Raw genomic sequence first — 14,934 nt, 5'->3', positions numbered from 1 at the left:
CCTCAATCCCCTCGTGGGAGCGGGCTTGCTCGCGAAGGCGTCGGTTCAGTTGGCCCATCGAGTGGCTGATACACCGCTATCGCGAGCAAGCTCGCTCCCACAGGGGTAGTGGTGGTGGGGTCAGGCGTCGTTCTCGTGAGTTAGCTCCAACACCCGGTCCACCAGCTTGTTGATACCCGCAGCTGCTTCGCTGATGTTCTGCGCCAGCATGTAGGCCGGGGTACTGACCAGTTTGCGCGCGCGGTCTTCGACGATGTCGGTGACGGCGCAGTCCTCGTGAGTACCCCCCATTTTGGTCACGGCGGCGGCCGTGTCGACATCGTTGCCGATGGTGCAGACCACACCCGGGCCGTAGATTTTCGCCGCCAGGGCCGGGGAGATGCAGATCAGCCCGACCGGTTTGCCGGCCTCGGCAAAGGCCTCGGTCAGTGCCAGGAGCTCTGGCTGGACCGTGCAGCCAGCGCCTTCGACGGCAAAGTTGGAGAGGTTTTTCGCCGCGCCAAAACCACCGGGTACGATCAGGGCGTCGAAATCCTCAGCGCTGGCTTCACGCAAGTCCTTCACGTTGCCGCGGGCGATCCGTGCCGATTCCACCAGCACGTTGCGGCTCTCGGGCATTTCCTCGCCGGTCAGGTGATTGATCACATGCAGCTGGGCAATGTTGGGGGCGAAGCACTGGACCTGTGCTCCCCGCTGATCGAGGCGCAGCAAGGTGATCACGCTTTCGTGGATCTCGGCGCCGTCATACACGCCACAGCCGGAAAGGATCACTGCAATTTTTTTGCTCATGGGCTTTTCTCCAGATTCATGGCGTTAAATGTCTACTAATTTGTCACTCGTTGCCATAGGGGGATCGGGCAGCTACACCTAATCTGCCGACTATCTCCCTGCCTTGTATGCCCGGGTTGCGTCATGAATTTCATCCTGTATGCCGTGCCGTTCTTCTTCGTGCTGATCGCCGTCGAGTTGCTGGCCGATCGCTGGCGCGGCGTGAGCCACTACCGCGTGGCAGACGCGATCAACAGCTTGAGCACCGGCGTGCTGTCGACCACCACCGGTTTGCTGACCAAGGGCGTGGGACTTGTCACCTACGCCTTCGCAGTCGAACACTTGGCGGTGATTGAATTGCCCGCCGACCAGGCCTGGACCTGGGTGTTCGCTTTCGTGGTCTACGACTTCTGTTACTACTGGCTGCACCGCATGGGCCATGAGCGCAACATCCTCTGGGCGGCCCATTCGGTGCACCACCAGAGCGAGGACTACAACCTCTCCACCGCGTTGCGCCAGACCAGCACCGGGTTCCTGCTGAGCTGGATCTTCTACGTCCCGCTCGCCGTGCTGGGCGTGCCGTTGATGGTCTTCGTCAGCGTCGCGGCGTTGAATCTGCTGTACCAGTTCTGGGTTCACACCCAGCACATTCCCAAGCTCGGCTGGCTGGAGTGGTGCTTCGTGACGCCGTCCAATCATCGTGCCCACCATGCACAGAACCCTCTCTACATGGATCGCAACTACGGCGGGGTGTTCATTATTTGGGACCGTCTGTTTGGTACCTTTCAGGAAGAAGACGCCAACGAGCCGGTGATTTTTGGCGTGACCACGCCGCTGGCGAGCTGGAATCCGGTGTGGGCCAACCTGCAGTTCTATGCGCAGCTGTGGGCCGATGCGCGGCGGGCCGAGCACTGGTGGGACAAGTTGCGGATCTGGTTCATGCCCACCGGTTGGCGTCCGACGGACGTCGCGGCCAAGTACCCGCTGAACAAGCCGGACCTGAGCCAGTTCCGCAAGTTCGAAGTGCCGTTGGACTTGCGCCAGCAGTGGTACGTGGCGCTGCAGTTCTGCACCTACATTGCCCTGGGCAGTTATCTGATGAACCTTGAAGGCAGCCTGCCAGTCGCCGCCCTGGTGCTGGGTTGGGGGGCGGTGGCGTTCGGTCTGTTCGTGTTGGGCGTGGCCCTGGAGAATCGTCCGTGGGCGTTGCGGCTGGAGCTGTTGCGACTGGCCTCGAACCTGCCGCTGGTATGGCTGGCGCCACTGGCCGGGTTGTGGCCGGCAAGTCCCTTGGCCTGGGCCGGGTTGCTCAGCTACAGCCTGCTCAGCGGCATCGGGCTGTATTGCTGCCGCGCCCGGTTTACTCGGTTGGCGTCGTAGGTTCGCCGGTCCTGGCCTGTTCCAGGCGCTCGGCTTCGAGGATTTTCCTGGCCAGCCGGGCATTCTTGATGCGTCGGCGCAGCCACAGGACCAGGCCCAGCACCAGCAGTGCGCCGAGTACCCACAACTCATACTTCTTGATGCTGCCCAGCATGCCCTCGAGCACCGCGCCAAAGTGGTACGCGGCAGCGGCCAATGCCGTGGCCCAGATCGCTGCACCGATACCATTGAGCAACAGGTAGCGACCCGGCGGGTAACCTGACAGGCCGATCGCCACCGGCATCACCGTGCGCAGGCCATAGACGAAACGGAAGCTCAGGACCCAGATGTCCGGATGCCGGCGAATGTGCTCCAGTGCTCGATCCCCCATCAACTGCCAGCGCGGCTTGCGCGCCAAGAGCTTGCGGCCGTGCTTGCGCCCCAGGAAATACCACAGCTGATCGCCGGCATAGCTGCCGCAGAACGCTACGACCACCACCAGGTTGATGTCCATGTAGCCACGGAACGCCAGGAAACCTGCGAGCACGAGGATGGTTTCGCCTTCGAAGAACGTGCCGATAAACAAGGCCAAGTAGCCGAAGTCATGCAGAAATTGTTGGAGCATTGTCTGGGTGCTGGCGAAATGAACGCGCAGCCTAACCCTTCGGGCACATTCAGGAAAGTATCGAAATGTGTCTCGACGTGAACAATTCCTACAATGACAATAACTGCGACGACAGGACGCAGGTGCACATAACTGTAATGTCTTCGTCATAATGGGCGCTTATAACTGTCACGCTCGCCCGTCAGCACGGGCTCAGGAGTCTGCCGTGAGCTTTACCCCCGCCAATCGTCTGTTCCCTGCAACCCGCCTGCGTCGCAACCGCCGTGATGAGTTCTCTCGTCGGCTGGTGCGTGAAAACGTGCTGACCACCAATGACCTGATCCTGCCGGTATTCGTGCTGGACGGTGAGAACCGTCGCGAAGCGGTGGCGTCGATGCCCGGGGTGGAACGCCTGACCATCGACCTGCTGCTCGAAGAAGCCGCCCAGTGGGTCGAGCTGGGCATTCCGGCGCTGGCTTTGTTCCCGGTTACGCCTGCGGGACTCAAGTCCCTGGACGCCGCCGAAGCCTGGAACCCGGAAGGCATCGCCCAACGCGCGACCCGTGCCCTGCGCGCGCGCTTTCCAGAGCTGGGGGTGATCACCGACGTGGCGCTGGACCCGTTCACCACCCACGGGCAGGACGGTATCCTCGATGAAGAAGGCTACGTGCAGAACGACGTTACCGTCGATGCACTGGTCAGGCAGGCCTTGTCCCACGCCGAGGCCGGTGCCCAGGTAGTGGCGCCGTCGGACATGATGGACGGGCGCATCCAGGCGATCCGCGAAGCCCTCGAGGTGGCCGGTCACGTCAACGTGCGGATCATGGCCTACTCGGCCAAGTACGCCAGCGCCTATTACGGCCCGTTCCGCGACGCGGTCGGCTCGGCCCTGAACCTGGGCAAGGCCAACAAGGCCTCTTATCAGATGGACCCGGCCAACAGTCAGGAAGCCTTGCACGAAGTGGCGGCTGACTTGTCAGAAGGGGCAGACATGGTCATGGTCAAGCCTGGCATGCCTTACCTCGACATTCTTTGCCGGGTCAAAGACGAATTCAAAGTGCCGACCTTTGTTTATCAGGTCAGCGGCGAGTACGCGATGCATATGGCCGCGATCCAGAACGGCTGGTTGGGCGAAGGGGTGATCCTGGAGTCCTTGACCGCTTTCAAGCGCGCAGGTGCTGATGGCATCCTGACTTACTTTGCTGTGCGCGCCGCCCAATTGTTACGAGAGCAGAAATAGCCTCCCAGGAACTTGCGATGAATACCGAAGGACTCTCCGAAGTTGCCGTAAAAGACGCTCAACCCGTGGTCGAGCAGGTTGCCGAGACACCGCCGACGCTGGAGCCTGCTGCCCCGGCTGTTGTCGAGCCCGCACCGGCCCCGGCGATTGTGATTCCCAACCTGGATGACAGCAGCCTGTACATCCATCGCGAGCTGTCGCAACTGCAGTTCAACATCCGCGTGCTGGAGCAGGCGCTGGACGAGTCCTATCCGCTGCTGGAACGGCTGAAATTCCTGCTGATCTTTTCCAGCAACCTGGATGAGTTTTTCGAGATCCGCGTCGCCGGCCTGAAGAAGCAGATCACCTTCGCCCGTGAACAGGCCGGCGCCGATGGCCTGCAACCGCACCAGGCCCTGGCGCGCATCAGCGAACTGGTCCACGGTCATGTGGACCGGCAGTACGCGATCCTCAACGACATCCTGTTGCCGGAGCTGGAAAAGCACCAGGTGCGCTTCATCCGTCGCCGCAACTGGAACACCAAGATCAAGACCTGGGTGCGCCGCTATTTCCGCGACGAGATCGCGCCGATCATCACGCCGATCGGGCTTGATCCGACGCACCCGTTCCCGCTGCTGGTCAACAAGAGCCTGAACTTCATCGTCGAACTGGAAGGCATCGACGCCTTCGGTCGCGATTCCGGCCTGGCGATCATTCCGGCGCCACGCCTGCTGCCGCGCATCATCCGCGTGCCGGAAGACGTCGGCGGCCCTGGCGACAATTATGTGTTCCTGTCGTCGATGATCCACGCCCACGCCGATGACCTGTTCCAGGGCATGAAGGTGAAGGGTTGCTACCAGTTCCGCCTGACGCGTAACGCCGACCTGTCGGTGGACACCGAGGACGTCGAAGACCTGGCCCGCGCCCTGCGCGGCGAGCTGTTCTCCCGTCGCTACGGTGATGCGGTGCGCCTGGAGGTGGCCGATACCTGCCCCAAACACCTGTCCGACTACCTGCTCAAGCAGTTCAACCTGCATGAGACCGAGCTGTATCAGGTCAACGGCCCGGTCAACCTGACCCGACTGTTCAGCATCACCGGCCTGGACAGCCATCCGGAACTGCAATACCTGCCGTTCACACCGCAGATCCCGAAACTGTTGCAAAACAGCGAGAACATTTTCAGCGTGATCAGCAAGCAGGACATCCTGCTGCTGCACCCGTTCGAGTCGTTCACACCGGTGGTCGACCTGCTGCGCCAGGCCGCCAAGGACCCGCACGTCCTGGCGGTACGCCAGACCCTGTACCGCAGTGGCGCCAACTCGGAAATCGTCGATGCCCTGGTGGACGCAGCGCGAAACGGCAAGGAAGTCACGGCCGTGATCGAATTGCGCGCGCGCTTCGACGAGGAATCCAACCTGCAACTGGCCAGCCGCCTGCAAGCGGCCGGCGCGGTGGTGATCTACGGCGTGGTCGGCTTCAAGACCCACGCCAAGATGATGCTCATCCTGCGCCGTGAAGCCGGTGAGATCGTGCGTTACGCCCACTTGGGCACCGGCAACTACCACGCCGCCAACGCCCGCCTGTACACCGACTACAGTTTGCTGACCTCTGACGATGCCTTGTGCGAAGACGTCGGCAAGCTGTTCAGCCAGTTGATCGGCATGGGCAAGACCCTGCGCATGAAGAAACTGCTGCATGCGCCGTTCACCCTGAAAAAGGGCATGCTCGACATGATCGCCCGGGAGACGCAGTTCGCCCTGGACGGCAAGCCGGCCCACATCATTGCCAAGTTCAACTCGCTGACCGACCCGAAGATCATTCGTGCGTTGTACAAGGCCAGCCAGTCGGGCGTGCGCATCGACCTGGTGGTGCGGGGCATGTGCTGCCTGCGACCGGGTATCCCGGGGGTTTCCCACAACATCCATGTACGCTCGATCATCGGGCGCTTCCTGGAACATACGCGGGTGTTCTACTTCCTCAACGGCGGTGAGGAGCAGATGTTCCTGTCCAGCGCCGACTGGATGGAGCGCAACCTCGACAAGCGGGTCGAGACCTGCTTCCCGGTGGAAGGCAAGAAGCTGATCCTGCGGGTCAAGAAAGAGCTGGAAAGCTACCTTACCGACAACACCCACAGCTGGAGCTTGCAGTCGGATGGCCGTTACATCCGCAACACGCCGACCGGCAACCAGAACCCGCGCAGCGCCCAGGCGACGTTGCTCGAGCGCTTGAGCAGCCCGGTGTTGGCGGTTCGTTAAACGCTCGGAAGCGAGCTTGGCTTTTGTGGCGAGGGAGCTTGCTCCCGCTGGAGGGCGAAGCCCTCCCCAAGATGTGGGGCTGCTGCGCAGCCCAGCGGGAGCAAGCTCCCTCGCCACAATGGATTGCAGTTGAGCCACTAGGGACTCCAGCAAGCAATCAGTGGATGTTCAACACAATCCCGACCCGGGTCAGCCAGTCGGCTTCCTGGGCGAAATCGGCCTGGGTCAATTGGTTCTCTTCCAGCCAGCCTTCGGGGAACATCACGTCCAGTTGATCGCCGTCGGCGTGCAAGGCCACCTGGGGCATTTCCTGGGTGCCACGGATGTGGTGGAACAGGATCGCAAAGCGCAGCAGCACGCACAGGCGAATCAGCTTGATGCCGTCATCGCCGAACTCGGCAAATTTATCCTTGGGAATGTTGCGTCGATGGCCGCGTACCAACAGCGCGAGCATTTGCTGGTCTTCCCGGGAGAAACCCGCCAGGTCCGAATGCTCGATCAGGTAGGCGCCGTGCTTGTGGTAGTGATAGTGGGCAATGTCCAGGCCCACTTCATGGACCTTGGCGGCCCAGCCCAGCAACTCGCGCCACACCCCGTCGTTCAAGTCCCAGTCATCGGCGACCTGGTCGAAGGCATGTAGCGCCTTGCGCTCGACCCGTACGGCTTGTTCCAGGTCGACGTGATAACGCTCCATGAGCGAGCCCAGGGTGCGTTCGCGCACGTCTTCGTGATGATGACGCCCCAGCAGGTCATACAGCACGCCTTCGCGCAGGGCGCCTTCACAGTGGTCCATGCGTTGCAGTTCGAGGGCGTCGAAAATCGCCTCGAGGATGGCCAGGCCCGCGGGGAAAATCGCCCGGCGGTCGGGCTTGATGCCTTCGAAATCGATCTTGTCCGCTTCGCCGAGCTTGAACACCCTGCGCTTGAGCCAGGCCAGGCCCTCGGCGTTGACCTCGCCAGTGCCGTGACCGCCGGCCTTGAGGGCCAGGCCGATGGCACGAATGGTCCCCGAGGAGCCGATGGCTTCGTCCCAGGTCAGGCGGTGCAGGGCGTGTTCGATGCTCATGATTTCCAGGCGCGCCGCCGTGTAGGCCTGGGCATAGCGGGCCGGGGTGATCTTGCCGTCGCGGAAATAACGCTGGGTGTAGCTGACGCAGCCCATTTGCAAGCTTTCGCGCAGCAGCGGTTCGAAGCGCTGGCCAATGATGAATTCGGTACTGCCGCCGCCGATGTCCGCTACCAGGCGCTTGCCCGGCGTGTCGGCCAAGGTGTGGGAGACGCCCAGATAGATCAGGCGCGCTTCTTCACGGCCGGAAATGACTTCCACCGGATGCCCGAGGATTTCTTCGGCACGGCGGATGAACTCGCCACGGTTGCGCGCCTCGCGCAGGGCGTTGGTGCCCACGATCCGCACAGCTCCGAGGGGCATGCCGTTGATCAGTTGGGCGAAACGTTTCAGGCAATCAAGCCCGCGCTGCATCGATTCTTCGCTGAGCTTGCGCTCTTCATCGATACCCGCGGCCAGTTGAACCTTCTCGCCAAGTCGCTCCAGGATCCGGATTTCACCGTTCTGGGCCTTGGCCACGACCATATGGAAGCTGTTCGAGCCCAAGTCGATAGCGGCGATCAGGGAAAGATTCTTGGCTTGGGAATGCGGCATGGTTGAAGGATCTCGGTCGATAACCCAGCCATCCTGCCACGATCGACCGCCGCCGCCAACGGATGCCGCCGAGGTTCGGCCTCTGACGAGCTATTTGGTTGGGGAGACAGAACAAGCGTCTAAGTGGGAGGTGTTTGTAAGAAAACATCTATTGCTAATTAGTTCGTAGTCATTTCCTACAATGCCAGTTGATATTTCCGGCTTATTTTTGGGGAAACTTAACCGAGACTTCCGTTCGGCAATTCCGCCGTGCTGTTAGTTGTTGCGACTGCTTCAGGTTCAGGGAGGATATTGTCTGCCAAGTTGGACTGCTGGGATAAGGAATTCCCGAGCGTTGCATGAGCGGCATCCCATTGATGCTAGTTAAGGAAACAAAGAAATGAAAAAAATATCTGGGTTGGCAGCGGTCAGTCTCCTCGCTTTGGCCTGTGCCAATGTTCAAGCTGCTGATTTGCAGGTGACGGGCAGTATCGTTCCTGGCAGTTGCTCGTTGAATATTCCTACTTTGGCGGTCGATTATGGGCGAGTTACCATTGGTGATTTAAGCCCCGTTGATTACACCGCGCTGCAAAAATTGAATACGGCGTTCAACATTACCTGCGATGGGCCGACGCTTGTTGGCTTGACCGCCAGCGATAATCGGGCAGGCAGTAAAAAGCATGAAGCCATGGAGGTGATTGATCCTAGTCTTGCTGCTCCAGTCAATAGCTTTGGATTGGGTGCAAACGCTGATGGCGGAAAGATCGGTGCCTACAGCGTACATGTTCGTAACTACTCCGTAGACGGAGGCACAGACTTCAGAACAATCCTGACCGGCGGAAGCCATTGGTTTGGAGCGGGCGATTTTTTGCGTAGCCAACCCCAATACATCCTCTCGTGGTCTCCTAGCGGGCAAAATAGTCCGCATCTTTTGACTACCGTCTCTGGTGAGTTGGAAATCCAAGCCGCGATCAACAATACTACCGAACTTGTTGTACGGGATGATCTCCAGATAGATGGCAGTGCAACACTCGAGTTGAGCTACATCTGACGTCAATGCCAGTCCCGATCCCGGCACTGGCTCTTTTACTTGGCATAGTAGCTCTGTACCGCTGGTTGAAGCTGATGACGAATAAACGTCATGCATCAGCCAGCGGTCGTTTTTGAGTCTTGTTGTTCAAATTATATATGTCGCTTCATGAATTATTATTCGTGGCGGGAGAGTGTGTCTTGAACTTTTTATTGAAACGTGGATTTTCTCTGAGTGCATCACTGTGCCTCAGTTGTCTTTTCTGCGGCTTGACGTTGGCTGCCGGCATGCAGCCGGAAACCACGGTGGTCATTTTTTACGAAGAAAATGGCGAAGCCAGTATCAATCTTAAAAATACCGATGCCGGCCCGACGCTGCTTCATTCGAAAGTTGAACACATACCGGAAGACACCGAGTTGTCGGTGATCGTGACGCCGCCGATCATGCGGGTCGATGCGGGCGAAACGCAGTTGATCCGTTTGATCGGGGCATTCAAGGAGCCGCTCAAGACCCAGCGACTCAAGCGGGTCACCTTCGAAGGTATCCCGCAGAAGAAATCCGCTGGCGGTGCCACGGTGGGCATCAACATCCGGCATAACCTGCCGCTGATCATTCATCCCAAGGGTCTGCGGCGGCATCCGTCGCCCTGGGAACTGTTGAAGTGGAAAGTCGACGGGGAAAACCTCGCGGTTCAGAACGACAGTCCCTATGTGGTGCGCTTGTCCGAGCGTGTACAACTGAATCCGCTGGACACCCCGGTTTCCCTGCCCCGCACTTATATCTTGCCAGGCGAAACCCTGACAGCCCCCTTGAAGGAGGTCACGTCAGCCGTGACGTCGGTCACGATCCAACCTGCGACCCTGTACGGTTTTGCGATTGGTAACTTCGATGCGCCGGTCGTGACTCAATGATGACGGTCATGCAGGCCGTGCCATGCCTTGACGTGCGCGACGGCGGGCGTCGATTCGTTTGCGGATGGGCTGCCGGGAATCTCTGTTCGCGCAAGTTGATCTTGTGCGCAGCGATCTGGTGTGGCGCGGGTGGCTATGTGCTTGCGCAGGAACAGGGCAAGGCCGGCGAGACGCTTGCGCAATTCGATGCATCGATACTCTCGTCACGGGGGATCGACCCGGGGGTTTCGGACTACTTTCGTAACGCGCCGCGTTTTCACGAGGGCGCGCAGGTGGTGAATCTGCGGGTCAATGGCAATCAACTTGGATTGACCGAGGCACGATTTGATCGCGAGGGTGAGTTGTGTTTTACCCGGGACTTCCTGGAAAGGGCCGGTTTGCGCGTACCGGCGGCAATCACTGAGCAAGGGGAAGGGAGCGACCAGGCATGCCATGATTTCCTCGGCCAATACCCCACCACCGTTGTGAGCCTGCGCCCCAATCGCGAAGAGGTCGCGTTAGTGGTCTCGGCTGAGGCGTTGCGAGAGCCGGGGCTGGACGAGGGGAGGTTTTCCGGCGGTGGTCTGGCGGGCCTGCTCAATTACGACGTGCTGGGCCTGGAAAGCCAATCGCGTTCAGGCGGCACAAGCCGTTACTTTTCCCTGGCCACGGAAGCCGGTGTCAATCTGGGGGACTGGATCGTGCGCAGTCGCCAGCTAAACACCTCAATCAATGGACAGCAACGTAGCGAGCATCTGTACGCCTATGCGCAGCGCGACGTGTTGCCATGGCAGTCCACTTTTCAGGCTGGGCAGCTTTCCAGCAACAGTCCGGTGTTTGGTGGTGTCCAGTTCGCCGGTCTCCAGTTCTTCCCCGACGGCGTAAAGCGCGGCGGTGGCGCGAGTGGCGCTGTGGTGGAAGGGCTGGCCCTGAGCCAGTCCCGTGTGGAGGTCCGCCAGTCCGGTGCATTGATTTATACAACGCTGGTTCCGGAAGGCCCCTTCACACTGAGCAACTTGCCGCTGCTCAACGGCACCAGCGATCTTGACGTGAGCGTGATCGAAGACAATGGCGCAGAGCAGCGCTTTGTCGTGCCGGCGGCGTCTTTCCGGGGCGCGGCACCCGCTCAGTCGGGTTATTACGTTTCCCTCGGCCAGGTACGTGGGGCCGGAGAGGGCGAGGGGAAGCAGCCGTTGCTGGCGATGGGGAGCGCAAGCTGGGGCGTCGGACGGAGCTCGGCGTTCAGTACCGGCCTGGTGGGTGCGCAGACTTATCAGGCCGTGGGCCTGGGGCTCGATACTCGACCAATGGAAAATCTGACGGTGGGCGCGCGCAGCAATGTCTCGCGCGACAAGGCCAGCGGTGAGTCCGGCGCGCGCAGCAGTCTTTCGCTGGGTACTTCATTGGCCGACAACCTTGATCTGACACTCAGCGCCACCCGGCAAACGCCGGGTTACCGCGAGGTCTCGCAGATCCGCTACGTCGACAAAAATACTGACCGGGATGATTTTCTCGTGTCGCGCTTCAAAGACCAGTACACCGCCGCACTCAGTTGGTTCGAGCCGGCGCTGGGTGGTTTCTCGGTGGGTTACTCGCAATCGTCGCAATTCGATGACCAGACGTACGCGCGTTTGCATGGCTCCTGGAGCAAAGCGTTCAGACACGCCAGTGTGAGTGCGTATGTGGATTCGGCAGTGGGCACATCGAGTGCTTACGACGAGGGCGTGTCGGTACGCCTGCAGGTCAGCGTGCCGCTGGGCAAGGACCAGCGAGCTCGTTCCTCGATAAGGCACCAGGGAAGCCGCTCTACGATGGCGGCTGCCTACAGTGAGCGCGTCAATGAGTACCTCAACTATGAGGTGGGCACCGAACAGGGGCTGAACCACCCGCAATCCCTGACGCGAGGCAACGTCAACGCTACGCCGCTCTTTACCCAGGTCGGGCTGACGGCCAGCCAGGACCGCTTCAGCACCAACTACAGTGGTTACCTCAAGGGCGGTGTCGTGGCCCATGGGCAAGGTGTGACGTTCTCTCCTTACAGAGTCCAGGAAACGTTTGGTGTCGTTTCCCTGGAAGGCGTCCCTGGGGCTCGGATAAGCACGCCGCAAGGTCCCGTGTGGACAGACTCCAAGGGACGAGCCGTCATCGCCAGTTTGCCGGCCTACAGCAGCAGTCGTCTTGAAGTGGACACACGCTCACTGCCCAAGCGTGTGGATATCCAGAATGGCACCAAGGTGCTGAGCGCCGGGCGTGGCTCGTTCAATGCCGTCGATTTCTCGGTGGTCAACGTACGCAGGCTGTTACTGCATGCCCGTGACGAAGGCGGCCAGGCACTTCCACACGGTGTCTCGGTGCTGGCCGACAATGACGACTTCCTCACCAGCGTGGCCGGCGAAGGCATGATTTTCCTCGGCGATATCGCTGGGCAGCAGGCCCTGAAAGTGTCGTTGCCCGGTTCCCGGACCTGTCAGTTGCAATTCGAACTTATGGAAAACAATGATGAAGATCTCCCCTATGAGACCGCTTCGGCGGTATGCCGTGATTTTTCCTCATCCGAGACTGAGCAAATGGCCTCTGCCGAGGAGCCTGGGTTACCTGAGCTGCTTGATGCTGATGCTGACGAGCCCAGCGAAAGCTGAGCAATGCAATGTGTCGCTGAGCCAGGATCGGGTCGATTATGGCCGCCTGCACCGGGGCGAGCTGCTGGTCGAGCAGCCGGGCAAGGCTGAGCTGGCGCTTGGCATGCGAACCCTGAACCTGAACGTGGTCTGCCCCCAGCCCACCGCCATGGCTTTGCGTTTCGACAGCCCTGGCGCCGGCCCCGAAGCCTTCAGCCTGGGATTGCAAGGCAGTTTCACGCTAAGCCTCAAGCGGCCCCGGCTGGATGGGCAGGCTGTCGAACTGTTCCAGGGGCGAGCGCGCTCCCTGGAGCAGAGCAGTCGTTTGTTGCCTGGCCAGACCCTGGTTGCCCGGCAGGGAGGTGCTCCCATCCAGGGGCGGATGTTTACGGCGCAAGTGGAGATCGAGACCTACTTGCCAGTCAGTGCGACCCGGGTGCGCGACGAAACCTTGATCGACGGTCGCGGGCGCTTCGAGCTGGTCCCTGGCAACTGAACGTCAAGCCGCCGGTTCCACGGTGCCGATGAAGTTCGCCAGTTCGGCCGTCTGCGGATCGGCGAACAACACCTTGGGATCTCCCACCTCATGCACCTTGCCCTGGTGCATGAACACCAGTTTGTCGCCGACTTCCCGGGCAAAACGCATTTCATGGGTGACCATGATCAGCGTCATGCCTTCCTTGGCCAACTGCCGCACCACGCTGAGCACTTCGTTGACCAGCTCCGGGTCCAGGGCCGAGGTGATTTCGTCGCACAGCAGCACTTTCGGCGACATCGCCAGCGCCCGGGCAATCGCAACCCGTTGTTGCTGGCCGCCGGACAAGCGGTCCGGGAACGCATCGAATTTCTCCCCAAGCCCGACCCGTTCCAGCATCTGCCGCGCCAGCACGGCCGCCTTGGCCTTGGGCACTTTTTGCACAACTTGCGGCGCGAGCATGACGTTCTCGCCCACCGTCAGGTGCGGGAACAGGTTGAACTGCTGGAACACCATCCCGACTTTCTGCCGCAGGCTGCGCAGGTCGGCGCGGGCGGCATCGAGGTATTCGCCGTCGACTTCGATCACGCCATCGTTGATCGATTCCAGGCCATTGAGGGTGCGCAGCAAGGTGGATTTGCCTGAGCCGCTGCGGCCGATGATCGCCACCACCTGGCCTTCCTCGACACTCAGGTCGATGCCTTTGAGCACGTGATGATCGCCGTAGTATTTATGCAGGGCGGTAATTCTAAGCAGAGGCATGCAGTCTCCTTTCCAGGTAGCGCGCACTGAGGGACAAGGGGTAGCAGAGCAGGAAATAACCGAGGGCGACCAGGCCATAGACCATGAACGGCTCGAACGTGGCGTTGGCGAGCATGCCGCCGGTCTTGGTCAGTTCGGTAAAGCCAATGATCGAGGTCACCGCCGTGCCCTTGACCACTTGCACCGAAAAGCCCACGGTCGGCGCCACGGCGATGCGCAGGGCCTGGGGCAGGATCACGTAGCGCAACTGCTCCAGCGGGTTGAGGGCCAGGCTCGCCGAGGCTTCCCACTGGCCGTGGGAAATCGAGTCGACACAACCGCGCCAGATCTCCGCCAGGTAGGCGCTGGTAAACAGCGTCAAGGCAATTGCCGCCGCCATCCAGGGGGAAATCTCCACCCCGGCCAGGGCCACGCCGAAGAACACCAGGAACAGTTGCATCAACAGCGGTGTGCCTTGGAACAGCTCAATGTAGGTACGGGCGATGTTGCGGGGCAGGGCGCTCTTGGAGATGCGCAGCACCATGATCAGCAAACCGATCACGCCGCCACCGATAAACGCCACCAGCGACAGCGCCAGGGTCCATTGCAGGCCGGTGAGCAGGTTGCGCACCACGTCCCAGAAAGTGAAATCGCTCATCGGCCGCTCCCGTTGCCGCTCTTGTACAGGCAGCGGCGGCCCACCCAGTTGAGGAACTGGCGGATCAACAGCGCCATGCACAAGTAGATGAGTGTGGTCAGCGCATAGGTTTCGAACGCGCGGAAGTTACGTGACTGGATGAAGTTGGCGGCAAAGCTCAACTCTTCGGTGGCGATCTGCGAGCAGACCGCCGAGCCGAGCATCACGATGATGATCTGGCTGCTCAGGGCCGGCCAGACCTTGCCCAGCGCCGGCAGCAGCACCACATGGCGGAAGGCCTCGAAACGGCTCATCGCCAGGGCCGCGGCGGCTTCCAGTTGCCCCCGCGGAATTGCCTGGATACCGGCGCGAATGATCTCGGTGGAGTAGGCGCCGAGATTGATCACCATCGCCAGCACCGCCGCCTGCCATTCGGAAATCTGCAGGCCCAGGGACGGCAAACCGAAGAAGATGAAAAACAGCTGCACCAGGAACGGCGTGTTGCGGATCAACTCCACGTACACGCCGAAGATCGCCGCGAACGGGCGAATGTTCCACGCCCGCACCACGGCCCCGACGATGCCCAGGCTGACCCCGAGCAACGTGCCGATGGCCGTCAGTTCCAGGGTGAACAGCGCACCGCGCAACAGCAGCTCGGTGTTTTGCACCACCGGTAGAAAATCGAACTGATAAGCCATG

Annotated in this window: 13 protein-coding genes; 7 read left to right on the top strand and 6 right to left on the bottom strand. The window is 60.7% G+C overall.

Going from position 1 to position 14,934, the window contains the following annotated elements; all coding sequences use genetic code 11:
- Window positions 1–120 precede the first annotated feature (120 nt).
- On the bottom strand, window positions 121–789 hold the full coding sequence (elbB, locus tag HU749_RS28900; protein WP_014340799.1) for an isoprenoid biosynthesis glyoxalase ElbB: 669 nt from the start codon (window positions 787–789) through the stop codon (window positions 121–123).
- Between the two features lie 123 nt (window positions 790–912).
- On the opposite strand from elbB, the gene HU749_RS28895 reads away from it, so the two are divergent.
- Window positions 913–2,148: a sterol desaturase family protein gene (locus HU749_RS28895; RefSeq protein ID WP_079303031.1), complete on the top strand. Its 1,236-nt coding sequence runs from the start codon at window positions 913–915 to the stop codon at window positions 2,146–2,148.
- On the opposite strand, the gene HU749_RS28890 is transcribed toward HU749_RS28895, so the two are convergent.
- Window positions 2,129–2,752, bottom strand: coding sequence for a DedA family protein (locus HU749_RS28890; RefSeq protein ID WP_041476197.1), 624 nt, complete (start codon window positions 2,750–2,752; stop codon window positions 2,129–2,131). The genes HU749_RS28895 and HU749_RS28890 overlap by 20 nt on opposite strands.
- A 205-nt stretch (window positions 2,753–2,957) precedes the next feature.
- Here HU749_RS28890 and hemB point away from each other — a divergent pair, with 205 nt between their 5' ends.
- Both hemB and ppk1 read left to right on the top strand, forming a co-directional pair.
- Complete coding sequence (gene hemB / locus HU749_RS28885; protein ID WP_046065745.1) at window positions 2,958–3,971, top strand: porphobilinogen synthase; 1,014 nt, start codon at window positions 2,958–2,960, stop codon at window positions 3,969–3,971.
- Window positions 3,972–3,988: 17 nt separating this feature from the next.
- A complete protein-coding gene (gene ppk1, locus HU749_RS28880; protein WP_046065744.1) occupies window positions 3,989–6,205 on the top strand; it encodes a polyphosphate kinase 1 in 2,217 nt (738 codons plus the stop codon).
- A 157-nt stretch (window positions 6,206–6,362) separates the two neighbouring features.
- On the opposite strand, the gene ppx is transcribed toward ppk1, so the two are convergent.
- The gene (gene ppx / locus HU749_RS28875; RefSeq protein ID WP_079303030.1) at window positions 6,363–7,865 is read right to left on the bottom strand and encodes an exopolyphosphatase; all 1,503 of its coding nucleotides are present in this window, start codon (window positions 7,863–7,865) and stop codon (window positions 6,363–6,365) included.
- 379 nt (window positions 7,866–8,244) lie between these two features.
- Between ppx and HU749_RS28870 the strand changes: the two genes are divergently transcribed.
- The 4 genes from HU749_RS28870 to HU749_RS28855 all read left to right on the top strand — a co-directional run bounded on the left by HU749_RS28870 (window position 8,245) and on the right by HU749_RS28855 (window position 12,878).
- Window positions 8,245–8,895, top strand: coding sequence for a DUF1120 domain-containing protein (locus HU749_RS28870; RefSeq protein ID WP_186649338.1), 651 nt, complete (start codon window positions 8,245–8,247; stop codon window positions 8,893–8,895).
- A 191-nt stretch (window positions 8,896–9,086) separates the two neighbouring features.
- Window positions 9,087–9,785, top strand: a complete 699-nt coding sequence (locus HU749_RS28865) for a fimbria/pilus chaperone family protein (RefSeq protein WP_413037919.1) — start codon at window positions 9,087–9,089, stop codon at window positions 9,783–9,785.
- 8 nt (window positions 9,786–9,793) lie between these two features.
- Window positions 9,794–12,403, top strand: coding sequence for a fimbria/pilus outer membrane usher protein (locus tag HU749_RS28860; RefSeq protein WP_189664536.1), 2,610 nt, complete (start codon window positions 9,794–9,796; stop codon window positions 12,401–12,403).
- A complete protein-coding gene (locus HU749_RS28855; RefSeq protein ID WP_050586223.1) occupies window positions 12,372–12,878 on the top strand; it encodes a DUF1120 domain-containing protein in 507 nt (168 codons plus the stop codon). The genes HU749_RS28860 and HU749_RS28855 overlap by 32 nt, the downstream gene beginning before the upstream one ends.
- A 3-nt stretch (window positions 12,879–12,881) precedes the next feature.
- On the opposite strand, the gene HU749_RS28850 is transcribed toward HU749_RS28855, so the two are convergent.
- The 3 genes from HU749_RS28850 to HU749_RS28840 are packed head-to-tail and all read right to left on the bottom strand — an operon-like array spanning window position 12,882 to window position 14,933.
- Complete coding sequence (locus HU749_RS28850) at window positions 12,882–13,619, bottom strand: amino acid ABC transporter ATP-binding protein (protein WP_024619803.1); 738 nt, start codon at window positions 13,617–13,619, stop codon at window positions 12,882–12,884.
- A complete protein-coding gene (locus HU749_RS28845; protein WP_003206735.1) occupies window positions 13,606–14,256 on the bottom strand; it encodes an amino acid ABC transporter permease in 651 nt (216 codons plus the stop codon). The genes HU749_RS28850 and HU749_RS28845 overlap by 14 nt, the downstream gene beginning before the upstream one ends.
- Window positions 14,253–14,933, bottom strand: coding sequence for an amino acid ABC transporter permease (locus HU749_RS28840; RefSeq protein ID WP_014340792.1), 681 nt, complete (start codon window positions 14,931–14,933; stop codon window positions 14,253–14,255). The genes HU749_RS28845 and HU749_RS28840 overlap by 4 nt, the downstream gene beginning before the upstream one ends.
- Window position 14,934: the final 1 nt, after the last annotated feature.

Origin of the sequence: Pseudomonas ogarae (assembly GCF_014268695.2) — a bacterium.
GTDB classification, from domain to species: Bacteria; Pseudomonadota; Gammaproteobacteria; order Pseudomonadales; family Pseudomonadaceae; genus Aquipseudomonas; species Aquipseudomonas kilonensis.
The sequence above is the reverse complement of the archived record's forward strand: the minus strand, read 5'-3'. Positions and strand labels throughout refer to the sequence as shown.

What these genes read in the sequence shown, in the direction of transcription:
- HU749_RS28890 (WP_041476197.1), bottom strand. Translation starts at nt 2,752, where the DNA reads ATGCTCCAACAATTTCTGCATGACTTCGGCTACTTGGCCTTGTTTATC.
- HU749_RS28870 (WP_186649338.1), top strand. Translation starts at nt 8,245, where the DNA reads ATGAAAAAAATATCTGGGTTGGCAGCGGTCAGTCTCCTCGCTTTGGCC.
- ppk1 (WP_046065744.1), top strand. Translation starts at nt 3,989, where the DNA reads ATGAATACCGAAGGACTCTCCGAAGTTGCCGTAAAAGACGCTCAACCC.
- HU749_RS28850 (WP_024619803.1), bottom strand. Translation starts at nt 13,619, where the DNA reads ATGCCTCTGCTTAGAATTACCGCCCTGCATAAATACTACGGCGATCAT.
- HU749_RS28860 (WP_189664536.1), top strand. Translation starts at nt 9,794, where the DNA reads ATGCAGGCCGTGCCATGCCTTGACGTGCGCGACGGCGGGCGTCGATTC.
- ppx (WP_079303030.1), bottom strand. Translation starts at nt 7,865, where the DNA reads ATGCCGCATTCCCAAGCCAAGAATCTTTCCCTGATCGCCGCTATCGAC.
- HU749_RS28855 (WP_050586223.1), top strand. Translation starts at nt 12,372, where the DNA reads ATGCTGATGCTGACGAGCCCAGCGAAAGCTGAGCAATGCAATGTGTCG.
- HU749_RS28895 (WP_079303031.1), top strand. Translation starts at nt 913, where the DNA reads ATGAATTTCATCCTGTATGCCGTGCCGTTCTTCTTCGTGCTGATCGCC.
- elbB (WP_014340799.1), bottom strand. Translation starts at nt 789, where the DNA reads ATGAGCAAAAAAATTGCAGTGATCCTTTCCGGCTGTGGCGTGTATGAC.
- HU749_RS28845 (WP_003206735.1), bottom strand. Translation starts at nt 14,256, where the DNA reads ATGAGCGATTTCACTTTCTGGGACGTGGTGCGCAACCTGCTCACCGGC.
- HU749_RS28840 (WP_014340792.1), bottom strand. Translation starts at nt 14,933, where the DNA reads ATGGCTTATCAGTTCGATTTTCTACCGGTGGTGCAAAACACCGAGCTG.